This is a genomic window from Rhizobium sp. BK661, from assembly GCF_024808825.1.
Taxonomy (GTDB): Bacteria; Pseudomonadota; Alphaproteobacteria; order Rhizobiales; family Rhizobiaceae; genus Rhizobium.
Genome location: NZ_JANTYT010000007.1, coordinates 110412 through 126136, shown reverse-complemented (window position 1 = coordinate 126136; position 15725 = coordinate 110412). Strand labels below are relative to the sequence as shown.

Annotated in this window: 11 protein-coding genes; 7 read left to right on the top strand and 4 right to left on the bottom strand. The window is 60.1% G+C overall.

From position 1 onward, the window contains the following. Window positions 1-77: 77 nt before the first annotated feature. From pgeF to FHX16_RS31560, 5 genes are all read left to right on the top strand, one after another. Entirely contained in the window at window positions 78-872 is a 795-nt protein-coding gene (pgeF, locus tag FHX16_RS16720) for a peptidoglycan editing factor PgeF (protein WP_183861172.1), read from the top strand. A gap of 5 nt (window positions 873-877) precedes the next feature. Beyond that, window positions 878-2029 carry a Xaa-Pro peptidase family protein gene (locus FHX16_RS16715; RefSeq protein WP_183754215.1) on the top strand — a complete coding sequence of 384 codons (1152 nt, stop codon included), beginning with the start codon at window positions 878-880 and terminating at the stop codon, window positions 2027-2029. 148 nt (window positions 2030-2177) lie between these two features. Beyond that, window positions 2178-3002 (top strand): hypothetical protein, encoded by an 825-nt coding sequence (locus FHX16_RS16710; RefSeq protein WP_183861174.1) that lies wholly within the window; start codon window positions 2178-2180, stop codon window positions 3000-3002. A 106-nt stretch (window positions 3003-3108) separates the two neighbouring features. After that, window positions 3109-4041 (top strand): ribose-phosphate pyrophosphokinase, encoded by a 933-nt coding sequence (locus FHX16_RS16705; protein ID WP_183754212.1) that lies wholly within the window; start codon window positions 3109-3111, stop codon window positions 4039-4041. 47 nt (window positions 4042-4088) lie between these two features. Further along, entirely contained in the window at window positions 4089-4451 is a 363-nt protein-coding gene (locus FHX16_RS31560; protein WP_405049290.1) for a Kazal-type serine protease inhibitor family protein, read from the top strand. Window positions 4452-4477: 26 nt separating this feature from the next. Here the strand turns inward: FHX16_RS31560 and FHX16_RS16700 are convergent, their stop codons facing one another. The 4 genes from FHX16_RS16700 to FHX16_RS16685 form a co-directional block, all read right to left on the bottom strand. Then, complete coding sequence (locus FHX16_RS16700; RefSeq protein ID WP_183754209.1) at window positions 4478-5155, bottom strand: peroxiredoxin-like family protein; 678 nt, start codon at window positions 5153-5155, stop codon at window positions 4478-4480. A gap of 87 nt (window positions 5156-5242) precedes the next feature. Then, window positions 5243-8488 (bottom strand): adenylate/guanylate cyclase domain-containing protein, encoded by a 3246-nt coding sequence (locus FHX16_RS16695; protein WP_183861176.1) that lies wholly within the window; start codon window positions 8486-8488, stop codon window positions 5243-5245. A 127-nt stretch (window positions 8489-8615) separates the two neighbouring features. Further along, window positions 8616-10070, bottom strand: a complete 1455-nt coding sequence (locus tag FHX16_RS16690; RefSeq protein WP_183861178.1) for a hypothetical protein — start codon at window positions 10068-10070, stop codon at window positions 8616-8618. A gap of 79 nt (window positions 10071-10149) precedes the next feature. Then, the gene (locus FHX16_RS16685; RefSeq protein WP_183861180.1) at window positions 10150-12216 is read right to left on the bottom strand and encodes a bifunctional diguanylate cyclase/phosphodiesterase; all 2067 of its coding nucleotides are present in this window, start codon (window positions 12214-12216) and stop codon (window positions 10150-10152) included. Between the two features lie 336 nt (window positions 12217-12552). Here FHX16_RS16685 and FHX16_RS16680 point away from each other — a divergent pair, with 336 nt between their 5' ends. Both FHX16_RS16680 and FHX16_RS16675 read left to right on the top strand, forming a co-directional pair. Next, the gene (locus tag FHX16_RS16680; protein WP_183861182.1) at window positions 12553-13173 is read left to right on the top strand and encodes a 50S ribosomal protein L25/general stress protein Ctc; all 621 of its coding nucleotides are present in this window, start codon (window positions 12553-12555) and stop codon (window positions 13171-13173) included. A 184-nt stretch (window positions 13174-13357) separates the two neighbouring features. After that, complete coding sequence (locus tag FHX16_RS16675) at window positions 13358-15718, top strand: EAL domain-containing protein (RefSeq protein ID WP_259129456.1); 2361 nt, start codon at window positions 13358-13360, stop codon at window positions 15716-15718. Window positions 15719-15725 lie beyond the last annotated feature (7 nt).

Below are 15725 nucleotides of genomic sequence, written 5' to 3'. Positions count from 1 at the left end.
GCTGGGCCAACATTCAGCACAACCGAGCAGGTCTCGCCATCGAGCAAGGTGCACAACAATCAATCTTGGAATTTCGAATGAATGAAGCAGCAACTCCGGCACCGATCCAAAGCGCGCTGCTGAAAGAGGCAACCGGTGACGCCATTCTCCATGGCTATTTCACCCGGCAGGGCGGCGTCTCGGATGGCATCTATCGCGGCTTGAACGTCGGCCTTGGCTCGAATGATGAGCGCGTGAAGGTTCAGGAAAACCGCCGCCGCGTGGCAAACTGGTTTGAGTTGCCGGTCGAGCGTCTCGCTACCGTGCACCAGGTCCATTCGCCCGACGTCGTCATCGTCGACAAGGATTATGACGGCGCCCGCCCGGCAGCAGATGCGCTGGTAACGGCAACTCCGGGCATAGCGCTCGGGGTGCTGGCAGCCGATTGCGGACCTATTCTCTTTGCCGATCCGCAAAACGGCGTTATCGGCGCCGCGCATGCCGGTTGGAAAGGCGCCCTTACCGGCGTGCTGGAGAACACCATCGACACCATGGTCCAACTGGGCGCGAAGCGGGACGCAATTGTTGCCTGCCTTGGGCCGTCGATCAGCCAGGCGAGCTATGAGGTTGGCCCGGAATTCGTGGAGCGCTTTGTCGTGCAGGATCCATCGTACGAGCGCTACTTCGAACCCTCCGAAAAGCCGGGCCACGCGATGTTCGACCTGCAGGCCCTCACCGTCGATCGACTGCGCGCCACTGGCGTCCGGGCAGAGAGCTTAGGTCTCTGCACTTATCCGGACGCCGAACGCTTCTTCTCGTATCGGCGGACCACACATAATAGGGAGCCGGACTACGGCCGGCAGATTTCAGCAATCGCAATCAGGGAGATTTGAGCGGCATGGCCCTGCACTTCGACAGACCCGAATTCGCCGTCCGCCTCGCGCGTCTGACTGACAAAATGCGCGAAGAGAAACTGGATGCCCTGCTGCTCTTCGCCCAGGAAAGCATGTACTGGCTGACCGGATACGATACCTTCGGCTACTGCTTCTTCCAGACCCTTGTCGTCAAGTCCGACGGGACGATGGCCCTGCTCACCCGCTCGGCCGATCTGCGTCAGGCCAAGCACACCTCAATCTTGGAAAACGTCCACATCTGGGTCGACCGCGTGAATGCCGACCCGACCGTCGACCTCCGGAACCTGCTGGTCGAGATGGATCTGCTCGGCGCCAGAATCGGCGTCGAATACGATACGCATGGCATGACCGGCCGCGTTGCCCGGATGCTGGATGCGCAGTTGACGTCCTTCGGTCAGATCGTCGACGCATCCTATCTCGTCAGCCGCCTGAGACTGGTCAAGAGTCCCGCTGAAGTGGCCTATGTGGAACGCGCCGCGGTGCTCGCCGACGATGCGCTCGATGCGGCGCTCGGGCTGACCAAGCCCGGCGCTGACGAAGCGGACATTCTCGCTGCCATGCAAGGCGCGGTCTTTACTGGCGGCGGCGACTATCCCGCCAACGAGTTCATTGTCGGATCCGCCGAGGATGCGCTGCTCTGCCGCTACAAGGCCGGCCGACGCAAGCTCGACGCGAACGACCAACTGACGCTCGAATGGGCCGGTACCTTTGCGCATTATCATGCAGGAATGATGCGAACGGTTGTCATCGGTGAGCCGAGTTACCGCCACCGCGAGCTCTACAATGCCTGCTTCGAGACGATCCAGGCGATCGAGACGGTACTGAAGCCGGGCTACAGCTTCGGCGATGTCTTCGATAAGCATGCGAAAATCATGGATGAGCGCGGTCTGTCGCGCCATCGCCTCAACGCCTGCGGCTATTCACTCGGCGCCCGTTTCTCGCCGTCCTGGATGGAGCACCAGATGTTCCATGTCGGCAATCCGCAGGCGATCGAGCCCAATATGTCGCTCTTCGTGCACATGATCATCATGGATTCCGACACTGGCACGGCGATGACCCTCGGGCAGACCTATCTGACGACCGACGACGCACCCCGCGCGCTTTCCCGTCACTCGCTGGACTTCATCAACGTCTAGGCGGGAGACGGAGAAGCGTGGACAGCTCAGAGAGCCAGTCATCCTAATACGGCGCAAACCATTGCGGGCAAGAATCCGGAATTGACACAGACCGGCGCCGGCCTTCATAAAGTGCACGGGGCCGGCACTTGGAAGGATGAAACGAGGGATGACGCGAGTTGCGACTGCGCCGATGCTCCTTGCCTGCTTTGCCCTGTCCGCCTGCAACACCACCGACGCCCTCGTTCCGCTGGTCGATATTGGCGATTCCTCAGCAAACATGCGTTCATCGCCGGTAACGCAGGGCGACGCGGAACGCATGGCCGGCACGCCGCCGCGCCAGCAGGCTTTCGCCTCCCTGCAGCGGGCGAACGGATATCATCCCGCTTACCATCAGATGACGTACCGCCAGGGTTCCGGCGCACCGCCGACAACGATGGAAGCCCAGGCCATTGCGCTCGAAAACAACCCCTCCTCTCCCGCGGCCTCCGCTCCGATCAAGACGCAGACGCTGCCGGAGCCCATATCGAACGCCCAGGCCGAGGAAGAGGATATGGTGGAAGCGCCTGCCCGCCAGCCGCGGCAGCAGACCCAGACGGCTGCGCTGACCGCGAGCTCATCGTCACGCGGCTCGACCGTTCGCTTCCTGCCGATCATCGGCGCGCCCGTCCAAGCCGTTACGCCGCTGTCGCGCCAGCTCGGAGCGGAAGCGCGGTCGCACGGCCTCTCGATCAAGAGCTCGAACGACAGCTCCACCGCCTACATACTGAAGGGTTACCTGTCGGCCTTTTCCGACAGCGGTAAGGTGACCGTGGTCTATGTGTGGGACGTTCTAGACGGCGCTGGTGCTCGCCTGCACCGCATCCAGGGACAAGAAAGCATCCCTTCGGATGCACAGGATCCCTGGGCCGCCGTCCCGGCTTCTGTGATGCAGCAAATCGCCTCCAAAACCATCACCGAATTCTCGACCTGGCGTGACGCCCGTGACGGCTAAGCCACAAGGTTTTTAGAAATATGAGCGCAGATGACGCGTTAGCCCTTGCATTCAGAAGCAAGCTGGCTAAAAAGCGCGGCTATCAGCAGGAAATAGGCGGACCAAGATGAAGGTTTTCGCAGGCAATTCGAACCGGCATCTCGCCGAAGCGATCTGCAGCTATCTCAATGTGCCCTTGGGCAAAGCCAGCGTCAGAAGATTTGCCGATCAGGAAATCTTTGTCGAAGTTCAGGAAAATGTTCGCGGCGAAGACGTGTTCGTCTTCCAGTCGACGTCTTTCCCGACGAACGATCACCTCATGGAACTGCTCATCATGATCGATGCGATGCGCCGCTCGTCTGCGCGCCGCATCACCGCCGTTCTTCCCTATTTCGGCTACGCCCGACAGGATCGACGCGCCTCCGGGCGTACGCCGATCTCGGCCAAACTCGTCGCAAACCTCATCACGGAAGCCGGCGCCGATCGTGTGCTGACGCTCGACTTGCACGCTGGCCAGATTCAAGGCTTCTTCGATATCCCGACGGATAACCTCTACGCCATCCCGGTCCTGACACGCGATATCAAGGCCAATTACGACATCAGCAACGTCATGGTCGTTTCGCCTGATGTCGGCGGCGTCGTTCGAGCCCGCGCGCTCGCGAAACGCCTCGACTGTCTGCTGGCGATCGTGGACAAGCGCCGCGACCGCCCGGGCGAATCCGAAGTCATGAACATCATCGGCGAAGTCGAAGGCAAGGACTGCCTGCTGATCGACGACATCGTCGATTCCGGCGGCACACTCTGCAATGCCGCGGATGCCCTTCTTGCCCAGGGCGCTGCAAGCGTTACCGCGTATATCACCCACGGCGTTCTTTCCGGCGGCGCGGTTACCCGCATCACCTCTTCGAAGCTTCGCGAGCTCGTAATCACCGACTCCATTCAGCCGACCACCGCCGTCCAGTCTGCCCACAACATCCGCGTCGTCAGCACTGCAAGTCTGATCGGCGAGGCGATCAACAGGACCAGCCAGGAAGAGTCGGTTTCGAGCCTGTTTGACTGATCTGTTAGAGATTATCAGCGGTCGCTGACGTTTGAACTTCCCCGCAAATGCAACTTGCGCTAGGATTTCGTAAGAAATCCAGCCATGGGGGAAGAGTTATGACACTCGCCGGATTCCTATCGACACGAAAGCTCGCCTTGCTTGCGCTCATCCCGCTTCTTTCTGCCTGCACAGCAGACATGGGGTCCGGCTACTCGCGCCCGTCAACATCGCCCCCTCCTCGCCTGCCGACCAACCCGGAGATATGCACCAGGGAATATGCTCCGGTCTGTGGCCAGCGAGGGCCGAGTGTCCGGACATTCTCCAATGCATGCGAGGCGCGCGCAGCCAACTTCACGGTGATCAATCGCGGCCAGTGCCGCAGACAGCCGGGCATCACGGTGCGTCCAGCGCAGCCGGGTGGTATGTGAACCTGCGAGTATGATGCCGTCGAACACTAGGCAGCGATATGGGATGCGGCCGACATAACCTCCTCAGGCGCGGGCACGCCGAACATATGGCGTCCCTCGTCGGCAACCTCAGTGAAGCACCATCTGACGACACCATCGCGGTCGAGCAGGAATTCACCAACCAACTGCCCCTCGCCCGTCGCGATCATGCGCTTATCGTCGTCGGAGAATTCGTAGCCGTCGGCATTGTCGAGGAATTCGACAGCCGCCATCGGCGCCATCGGCTCAGGCAAATCCGGGATATCGACACGCATGGACGTGAGCGTATCGAGACTGACTTTGTATGGCCAGACTGTCTCTGATTGCGTGAACTCGAGGTTCGGGAGCCCAAAGGCGCGATGCGATACCCTGTCGGGATCGGACGCTGCCACCAGATTGGGCAAGGGATGATAGCGGAAATAGAGGCGGGCCCGGTCGATGGGCGTGTTCACGATCGTCAGGCTCTCGACTCCCTTCTGCTGGAGTTCACCCGCAAGGCTCGCCATTGAGGCAATTTGCCGCCGGCAGAACGGACAGTGGAGCCCCCTAAACAGGCCGACCAGCACGGGCTTCTGCCCGCGGAAGTCGTCAATCGAGATCTTGCCCTGACGGGTGATCGCATCGAGAACGATATTCGGCGCGCGGTCGCCGGGCTGCAACGGTCTTTCGCTTCGATTTGCGGGCATGACACCCTCCCTCACTTGCACGTCGGCGAAACGCCGAGCGGAAGAACAAAATAGCGAAAACTCAACACCTTACGTGGCGGCATTGAATCAATCCAGGAAAGGCAGCACGACAAGCGCGTCGGGATCCAGCCCGTGCCTGACGCAAACCTCCTGGGCGAGCGAAAAGTATCGCTCGGCCTCGGCCATGTCGTCTCTTTCCAGGTTCAAAGTGGCCAGCCCATCATAGCATGGAAACAAAAGCTGTGGTTCGCCGATTTCACGCGCCAGCTGAAGCGCCTCCTCATAATAGGTCAAGGCCAAGGCCGGTTTGCCGTGACATTGATGAATCTGCCCAAGCACGATGAGCGGCACCGCCAAGTGATCGCGCTGATCCAGAGCCCGGTCGATCTCGATGGCCTTCTCCGCGGCAGGCACCCCCTCCTTGGCGCAATTGTCCGTGAAGGTGCAGCAGGCAACAGCGAGATTGGCGAACAGCCGGGCTTGAAAGCCGAGATCGGAAATGCGGGTAGCAACGTCGAGGCCGCGGCGGCAAACATGAATGGCGCGCCCCGGATCGACGATCGTATAGAGCACCCCAAGATTGGAATAGGCGCGGCAGGCTGCCCCGAGAAGACCCGCCGTTTCGGCGACCTCCAGACTTCGTTCGACTTCCCTGACAGCTTCGCGATGCTGCCCGAGTCGGGCCAATGCCACTCCTTTCGTATTCAGCGCCTCCGCGCGCACTTGTGCTGCGTCCCTTGCGACCGGACCACTTTGATCAAAGGCGGCCGCGCTGAGGCAGGATAGCGCGTCGTCAGCCCAGCGCGCAGCCGCGTTCTGGTCGCCCATGCGAAAGGCAAGATGCCCGCGCTCCTGAAGCAGGTGGGCAAGTTCGATGGGCGCATTGCTCTCACTCAGCAACGACGCGGCCTGCGCATAGTCGGCGTCTGCAAGATCGGATCTGCCGGCTGCGAGATTGAGACGACCGAGCTTGCGGAGGATTCGCGCCGCCCCAGTCTGATCATCGCTCTTTTTGAAGATGGCCAGCGCACGCCCGTAGTGATCGCGTGCCGCCTCCCGCTCGCCCGCCGGGCCGCAGAGATCGGCAAATCGCTCATAGAGGGCAACCAACTCCGAAGTGGTCTTCGGATGATCCGGAATCGCCGCAAGCGCTTCGCGGTAGAGGCGCATCGCATCGTCATTGGCGTAGGTCTGGCGGGCGAGATCGCCAGCAGCCATGAGGTACCGGATACCCTTACCCGACTCGTCGGCTCGGCAATAGTGACGACCGAGTTGTGCGATGTCCTCAAGCCGAGAGGGTATGCCGTGATGCATCCGCTCGATGGCCGCACCGATGCGCGCGTGCAACTGCTTGCGGCGCTGTAGCAAGAGGTTACCATAGATGGCATCGTGCAGAAGTTGCTGCGGAAAGCGATAGGAGATCGCATTTGCCGAGGTAGCACGGGGCGTCTCCTCGAGAATCTCTGCCTCGCAGAGATAGTCCAGCCCTCGCTCGATGCGCGCGGTATCCGACGCAACCGCACGAAGCAGCGCAAGATCGAAACGCGGGCCAATGACCGCAGCCTCCTGCGCCAACAGCTTGACGTCGGGCGGCAAACGGTCGACACGCGCAAGCAGCATCGCCTGCAGGTTCATCGGTATCTCGGTTCCCATCTCAGCGCTGGCGATACACCAGGATCCGCCCGCGGAATAAAGCGCACCTGTTTCGATTAGAGCCCGGACGATCTCCTCGATGAAGAGCGGATTGCCGCCCGCTCGTGCGAGAATTCGCGAGCGCCTTTCAGCAGGTACGGAACTGTCGGTGCCGAAGAACTGGCTAAGTAGCTCCTGGCCATCCTGAACCGAAAGCGGCGCAAGCCGCATCAGCGTGCGGTTGATCCGGCTCGACTCCAGGCCCTCGCCTTCGGCAACCGAGCGCCCCGTCGTCAGCATCATCAGACGCGTTCGCTCGAGCCTGTCTAGCACAAACCGCAGCGCCTCGATCGAAGCAGCATCGGCCCAGTGGAGGTCCTCCACAACCAGCAACAGCGGGCTGAGCGACAGCCGCCGCTCAAAGATGGTACGCGTAGCGTAGAAGATCTGTCGCCGCAGCTGCTCCGGCTCGACGTGACGCAGCGCGCCATCAGGATCGCCGAGGCCAAACACATACGAGAGAACCGGCGTGAGGCCGGCAACCTCGGTCTCGCTGAAGCCCAGATCGATCAGTCCAGACGTCAATAGTTCCGCCGTCCGCTCGGCAGTTTCCCGCTCGGCGATTCCATAGGCGCTGCGCAACACCGATGCGAGCGTGCCATAGGATTGCTCCCCAAGCGGTGAACAGACAGCACGGCGCACCACAACCTCTCCGAACCGCTCGGCTTGACTGACCCTCTCCAGGAGCTCACGAACCAGCCTTGACTTGCCGATGCCGGCTTCCCCGATCAGCTGGACGAGTTGCGCGTTGCCGCCACAGGCAGAATCCAGGCAATCGGACATCCGCGACAGGTCTGCGTCGCGCCCGATGAGTTCGGCGTGTAGGCCCAAGCTCTCCAATCCGCGCGCAGTGTGCGGTGTCTCCATCCGCCCGATCAGACGATGCACCTGCACGTTACCCGTCCTCCCGCGAAGGGCCAGGGAGCCGAGATTTTCGAACGCGAACGCATGCCGCGTCAGACGGTAAGTCACCGGCCCGACCAGAATTTCGCCCGGGCCGGCCAGGCTTTGCAACCGCTGCGCGGTGTTCACGGTATCGCCGGTCACGGAGTACGACCGGGCGGCAGCGGCACCGAAGCCGCCTGTCACCACCGGCCCTGTGTTGATACCGACATGGAGCTGCAGCGGATCGCCACCGGCCAGATCCACCCATTTGGCACCGGGGCGCTCCGCCCCTGCAATCATCTCGAGCGCTGCGCAAAGAGCACGATCGGGATCGTCCTCGTGCGCAGTCGGCGCCCCGAACAGCGCCAGCAGCGCATCGCCCACAAACTTGTCGACGAAGCCACCATAAGCCTCCACGGCACGCGTCAGTTCCTCGAACAGCTCGTTCTGCAGAGAGCGCATGAGCTCGGGATCTAGTTTCTCGCTGAGGGTTGTGAAACCGCAAAGATCCGCAAAGAGTACGGTCAACGGACGCCGATCGGCGGCATCGTCAGGCGTAGATGGATGCAGTAGCGGCTCGACAGGAACCGCACGAATCTCGCCTCGGCCAAGGGGTGTTCCACACTTCGGACAAAAGGCGAAATCGGGTTGGCAGGCCTCGCCACAGGAGGAGCAGACGATAGGCTGTCTTGCGCCGCACTTCGGGCAGAACGCAAAACTGCTCTCGATCGCAAAACCACAGGCAGCACAATTCATCGGCCCGCCCCTCGGCAGCGCAGTGGCCCTCACTTAACCTTGCGCCGCCAAGACAGCATGAACCGGACATTGATTGCCCGCAAGTGGTCTCCGCCCCAGCACTTGGCGCGGCAACGCTGCGATAGCGTCAGTCAGCGCCCTTGATGACCTGGCCGTTGATCGTCACGGATCCGTTGCGCGCAACGCTGATATCCCAGCGCTGGCGCCCATCGGGATCTGTCTTGGCAAAGCCCTTGGCCATCATCAGGCCGAACGATACCTGGTTGAGATCGGCATTGGTCTTTGCAAGTTCCTGAACGGCGGCGATGGTCTTGTCCAGATCGCGTGCCAAAACTGTTGCATCCATGGAATAATCCTTGGACGTGTCAATTCGCCCGCGAACCTGTCCGGAAAACTCGGCGTCGTAAACACCCGAGACTGCGCTGATCTTCGGGAAATCCATGACCAACTCGCCACCCTTGAAGAGCCGCTCAGCCGCCTTCTTGCCGCTATCCTCCGATGAAGTGTCGCCGCTGAAATCAACCTTGAGAAACTCGTCCCCGAAGGCCGCGAAATCCATGTCGGCAATGGCAAACTGCAGCTGAAACTCATGAGGCACGAATGCGGAATAGGCAGCCGGAACGATCGCGCTGGCGAAACTGATTTGCTCCGCTGTCACGCCAACTCCGAAACGCGTCGCATCAGTCGGGCCATCAAGCGTAATTGCATAGTTGACGTTCTTCGCACCGCCGTTACCCGCAGCGCTGGAGACGGTCAGATTGTTGAAGTCGATGGTTTCGTTGAAGCTCGTGAGCAACGGGAACGCCTCGCGAAGCATTCCCTTCAACTTGTCGCTATCCGCCACGGCAAGCTTCTTGTCGTCGGCGTGGTCGACCGCGAACATGATAATGTCGCGAACCTTGCTTGCTGGCAGGCCGTTCACCGCCGCCGCGAAATCGATCGCGTCGGCGCGAATTTCGACCGGTGGCACCTCACGGCTGCTGATCTTTTCCAAGAATCCCGAAGCAGAGCCGCTGGTGGCGAAATTGGCAGTACCAGCAGTGGCACCCTCAGACGAGGTCAGCTTGTACTTCATGCCGTCAAAGCTGGCACTGACTTCCTCGGCTTCGGTCTTCGACGAAAAGTTCACGGCCTTTGTTGAGAAATCGCCTGAGCGAAAATAACTGATCGCCGGGTCGAAGACGCCGCTGAAGAGGAAGGCATCGATGGCGTAGGTGAAATCCGTCTTCGGTTGTCCCGGCGCCTTGAAATTCCCGGAAACATTCAGGGAATTGTTCCCCTCCATGCTCCATAGACCAGTTTCCAGTGGCGTTGCGAACATCGACCACGGGGTCAAGCCGGTGATTGCAAAGGTGCCCGGTTCGATCTTCTTCAGAAGCTTTGCGAAATCATAAATGATCTCATAGCGTGTGCCCGCCGGCTTTACGGTCACGAAGCCATCTTTTGCCACGCTCTCCGGCACGACCTTCGTCAGGCTTTCCTCGAGCTGTTTCGCCCCCGCCTGATTGATGTCGACGGCATAGGCTGAAGATGCCAGTGCGATTGCAATCGTGCTTGTTGCCGCAATGAGATTGAGCCGCATACTGAATTCCTCCGCCGCTTGAGTTTTGCGAGCATGTGAGGTTTCCGCAGGGCCAATGTCAAGCCGGGTTGCAACGCGGTCAGGCTGCCGCGTCGGTCCTCGCGGCGTCCGTCGGGCCATTGCCGTCAGTATTGACGAACGCCTCGATGTCGAGACGCGGCATCGGCTTCCCGAACAGAAAGCCCTGGACCTGCAAGCAGCCTTCGCGGCGAAGAAACTCGATGTGCTCCTCCCGCTCCACACCTTCTGCCAGCACCGGAATATCAAGACTCTGCGCAAGAATGAGCGTCGAGCGAACGATGGCCGCCGACTGCTTGTTGGTAACGACGCCGTCGACGAAGGCGCGGTCGATCTTGATCTTGTCGAATGGGAAGCTCTGCAGGGTCGATAGTGAGGAATAGCCGGTTCCGTAATCGTCCATGGCCACCTTGACGCCCAATGCCTTCAGCCGGCGTATGGCGTTCAGCGCGTGCCCGTGGTCGGCGATAATGCCGGATTCGGTGATCTCAAGCTCGAGCCGCGACGCTGCCAAGCCGGTTTCCTGCAGGATCTGCTGTACGATCTGCGGCAAGCGACTATCGGCGAGCTGCTGGGCAGCCACGTTGACCGCAATCCCCAAGGGATTCTTCCAGCTGGCGGCCTCCGCGCAGGCGCTGCGCAGCACCCATTCCCCGAGTTCCATGATGAAACCCGTCTTTTCGGCGATCGGAATGAATTCAGCCGGCGAGATGTAGCCGCGCGTCGGATGCTTCCAGCGTAGCAAAACCTCGAAGCCGAGCACCTCGCGTGTAACGGTATCGTTCTGCTGTTGATAGAAAAGCTGGAATTCGCCGTTCTTCAACCCTTCACGCATCTCCATCGCCAGCGCGCTTCGTTCCCGCGCAGCCTCGTCCATCGAGGGATCGTAGAAGCAGATGCTGCTGCCGGCCGTCGTCTTGGCACGGTACATCGCGACATCGGCCTGCGAAAGCAGGTCATCGACGGTGCGCGCCCTGTCTGGATAGCTGGAAATACCGATGCTGGAGCCGACGCTCAGCGACTGGCCGTTCCACTCCACTGGCCGTTCAATTTCGTCGAGCAGACGCTGGGCCCCGATCTTCGTCTCCGAACGGCCAACGTGATCTCGCATCACAACGACAAATTCATCACCGCCGACGCGGGCCACAAATTGCCCCTTCTGCATGACCTTTGCCAGTCGCTCGCCGATCGCGCGCAGCACCGCATCGCCAGCCGCATGACCATGGACGTCGTTGATTTCCTTGAAGCGATCGAGGTCGAAGCAAAGGACCGCGACGTTCCAGCCGATTTCATGGGTGCTCTTGGTAGCCGCGGCGAGATGTTCGTTGAGCGCCGAACGGTTCGCAAGGTTAGTCAGCGGGTCATGAAGCGACAGATGACGGTAGCGAGCGACCGCCGCTTCTGTCGACTGCATGTCGATGATGTAGGTAGACGCGCCGAGGAGCAAGATGATGATCATCACCGCACCGACCAGGCTGGTCATCACGCCCACGGAAAGAATTTCACGCGGAACGGCGACCGTGGTATCCGGCACGATCGTCATGCCCGCCATGGCGAGAAAATGCGTTGAAACGATCGCGAGGATGAGCGGCAACGCCGCGCCGACCGGGCTGAAGCGGGCAGTCGGTCGCGCAACACGGGTTGCCATCAGCGCGCCGAAGCCAGCCGCTGCAATCAGCGAAGTGATCACATAAGCGCTGTCCCACTGAATGTCGCCTGCCACCTTGTAGCCGGCAATGCCGACATAGTGCATCGCCGCTACGCCAAGGCCGACGATCGCGCCCCCAGCTTCGACCAGCGCATCCTGGCTACGCACCGAGGCAATCGTAAAGCCGATCATCGCCGAAGCGACGCCGATGAAAAGCGAGAGCAGCGTGAGATCCGGCTCATAGCCGCTGAGCGTCGGCGCACGAAAGCCAAGCATGGCAATGAAATGGGTTGTCCAAATCGTCGCGCCGCCAACGAAGCCCGATAGAAAAAGCCAATTGAACTTCTGCAGTCCTTGCGTGCGCCGAACTCGCGAGAAAAGCCGCACGGTGAGCAAGCAGCCAAGCAGGCAAATCACCGTTGCAAAGATCAGATGCGGCCAGCTGTGTTCAGCGACAATGCAGGTAAGGAGACGTGGCATCGGGAGGACCAAGTTGCGTTTTGGCCTTCATATCTGCAGCAACATTTTGTATTACTTAATCTCGCGGAAAATCCGGCTATATGGTTAAGCCTTCTCGATTGCTTTCAACTTCTGGAAATGCTGCACCTGGATTGTTCGCCATCAGCTTGTCCCGGGCCATGACCATCGCCAGCATCAAGCGATCAGCTTGCGTTTCCGTCACATCTATACTATAGCGCACGCGTCCGCACAGACACCCTTGGAGGCAATGCGGATGAGGATGGGGAAACCCGCCTCCAGTTCAGCGACAGGCAATGCCTGCGTCGAGCTCTCCAAATAACCTCGGAAGGAAAAGTCATGAGCCACGAAAGCTACGAGCTCAAGGCCGAGGCGCGCGAACGGGTTGGTAAGGGGTCCGCCCGTGAACTTCGCCGCAATGGTCTCATCCCGGCTGTCATCTATGGTGACAAGCAGGCCCCCATTTCTATCGCTCTCAACACCAATGAGGTGACGAAGCGCATTCATGCCGGTGGTTTCATGACCACGATCGCGACCATCGAAGTCGACGGCAAGAAGTACAAGGTTCTGCCGAAGGACTACCAGCTGGATCCCGTACGTGACTTCACGATGCACGTGGATTTCCTGCGCGTTTCCGGCAACACCCAGGTTACCGTTGAAATCCCGGTTCACTTCATCAACGAAGAAAAGTCCCAGGGCCTCAAGGCTGGCGGCGTTCTGAACATCGTTCGTCACGAAATCGAAGTTCATTGCCCGGCCGATGCGATTCCGGAATTCTTCAACGTTGACCTCAACGGCAAGAAGATCGGCGACAGCATCCACATTTCTGACGTGACCCTGCCGAAGGGCGTGTCGCTCGTCATCGCAGACCGTGACTTCACGGTCGCCACGATCATTGCTCCGGCAGGCGGCGTCGATGAAACCGCTGAAGAAGCTGGCGAAGGCGAAGCTGAAGCTTAATCGCTTCCATAATTTGTAAAGTATAGGGCCCGCTTTCTCCCGAAAGCGGGCCTTTTCAATTACGCGCAAAGGTCCTGTTTCAGCAACATTTAATACATTTCATGGAACCATGCCGGTACGTTTTGGAGACCCGCGGGCGTAGAAACCGCGGGCGTAGGAAGTGCGGCGGGGAGCAAACGGAACGATGAGTAATTCCGTTGAAAATCGTTTTCTGGCAATCATTTGCGGAGCGCTGCTCCTTTTCGTTGCTCCACTGTTCGTGCTGTTCCTTTTTCTTTCGTCCGAGCGTGCGGATAAGGAAATACGCGACCACATCTCCGTTCTTCTTGTCGCCAATTCTCAGGCGCTCGCAAAGCCGCTCTGGGACCTCGACGACGACAGCGTGACCCAGATCAGCGCGACGATCGTTTCGCAGGGTGCCATCGTCAAGGTTCAGGTTCGCGATCAATCGGGCCAGCTCGACGTCACACAGTCGACCATACCGAAGTCATTCAATGGCAATCTCGTCCAGGTCTCGCGCGCGATCATATACAACACGATCGATGGCCCAAAGAATCTGGGTACCATCTCGGTCTTCTATCCGGCGCTCGGTCTCTTCTCCGGCCTCAAGCACGAAGAAATCGTCTTCATGTCGATCTTCATCTTCGCGGTGCTTGCCGTATTCACCGCGGCTTTGGTCGGCAATCGGATCTTCATCATCCGCCCGTTGATGCGCCTGACGGCCGCAGTCGAGGCCACGCGCCAACTCGGGTCGCGACATCACGTCAACTGGCAGTCGAACGACGAGATGGGACGCCTGGCCCGGGGCTTCAACGAGATGCAATCGAAGCTCGAAAGCGAGGAACGCGAACTGAAGCTCGCGCATCGCCGCGCCGTCGACATCTACGACCTGACGCCTGCCATGCTGTTCTCGCTCGATGAGACTGACCGCATAACCGCTGTCAGCGACTATTGGCTCGTCGCGACCGGCTACGATCGGCCCCGCGTGATCGGCCAAAGATTCGCCGACCTCGTGACATCAGATACGCGCGAAGCCTTCCTGAAGCGGAAGAACGAACTCGATGGCGGCGCCGCTCTTGACGTTACGGTCAAGTTCATGTGCGCCGACGGCAACATCATGGACGTACTCATTCTGGAGTCGACAGCAGCTTCGGCGGGTCACAACCGGCTCTCTCTTTCTGTCATGACTGATGTAACCGAGCTGAAGGCCTCGGAAGCCCGCAACCATCAGCAGGCCATCAGGGACCACTTGACCGGCCTCCTGAACCGTCAGGGGTTCGAAGCTGTGCTGGACGCCAAAATTCGCGAAGCAGACGCAGCAACCCAGGAACTGGCCTGCCTTTTCGTGGACCTTGATCGCTTCAAGTGGATCAACGACAATCTCGGGCATGCCGAAGGTGACAGGGCACTACGCGAGTTTGTCAGCCGTCTGAAGACGCACCTGGCCCCATCGGATCAGGCTGCTCGTCTTGGCGGTGACGAATTCGCGATCCTTCTGCCTGCAAAGGATGCCACCCGGCGGGCTAGCGCAATGGCCGAGCAGATCGCCTCCATCTTCGTCGAGCCGTTCGGCCCAGACCTGCATCTGAGCGCCAGCGTCGGCATCGCCATTTATCCGCGCCATGCAGCGAACGCGGCAGAGCTTTTGCAGAAATCCGACATGGCCATGTACGCGAAGAAGCGCGACGGCAAGAACGGCGCACAACTGTTCGACAACGGCATGATGGACCATACTCGGGCTCGCGCCGAGATCGAGAACTATATTGAGACCGGTCTCGCCGAGGATTGGTTCGACGCCTACCTGCAGCCGATCGTCAGCCTGAACGGCCGCGATATCGCCGGTTTCGAGGCCTTGATGCGATTGAACCATCCGCAACGGGGCTTGATGGCACCGGCCGAGATCATCAACGTGGCCGAGGAAACGGCAAAGATCGTGCGCGTCGGCAACGTGGTCATGGAGAAGGCGATCGCACATCTTGCGGCCATTTCCCGTCTCCCAGGAATGCAGGACAGCTATCTCGCCATCAACTTCTCGCCGCTACAATTCGAAACCACCCTGCCCGCGCGCCTTGCCGCACTGCTTGGCCGCCATAGTATCCGCCCCCAGCGCATCGTCGTGGAAATCACCGAGGCGGTGCTGATGCACAACAATCCGCAAATCCGCACGGTTGTCGCCGAGATGCGCCGTTTCGGCTGCCGGATTGCCCTCGACGACTTCGGTACGGGCTATTCCTCGCTGAGCTATCTCAATCGCTTCCCAGTCGACATCATCAAGATCGACCAGTCTTTCACCCGGTCGATCAACGATGGCAACGACGAGGTGCGCGAGAAGAGCCGAACTCTAGTGGAAAGCATCGCGACGCTGTCCCACAAAATGGGCTGCACTGTCATTGCCGAAGGCATTGAGACCGAGGACGAATGCCAGACGCTGCACGAAATGGGTCTCGACTTCGGCCAGGGATACCTGTTCCATCGCCCCCAGCATGCAGCCGCTCTGATCGAGCGCCTGTCGAAGGCCGAACCGCCCATCGCGCGCGCGTCCTGAGCGGCCA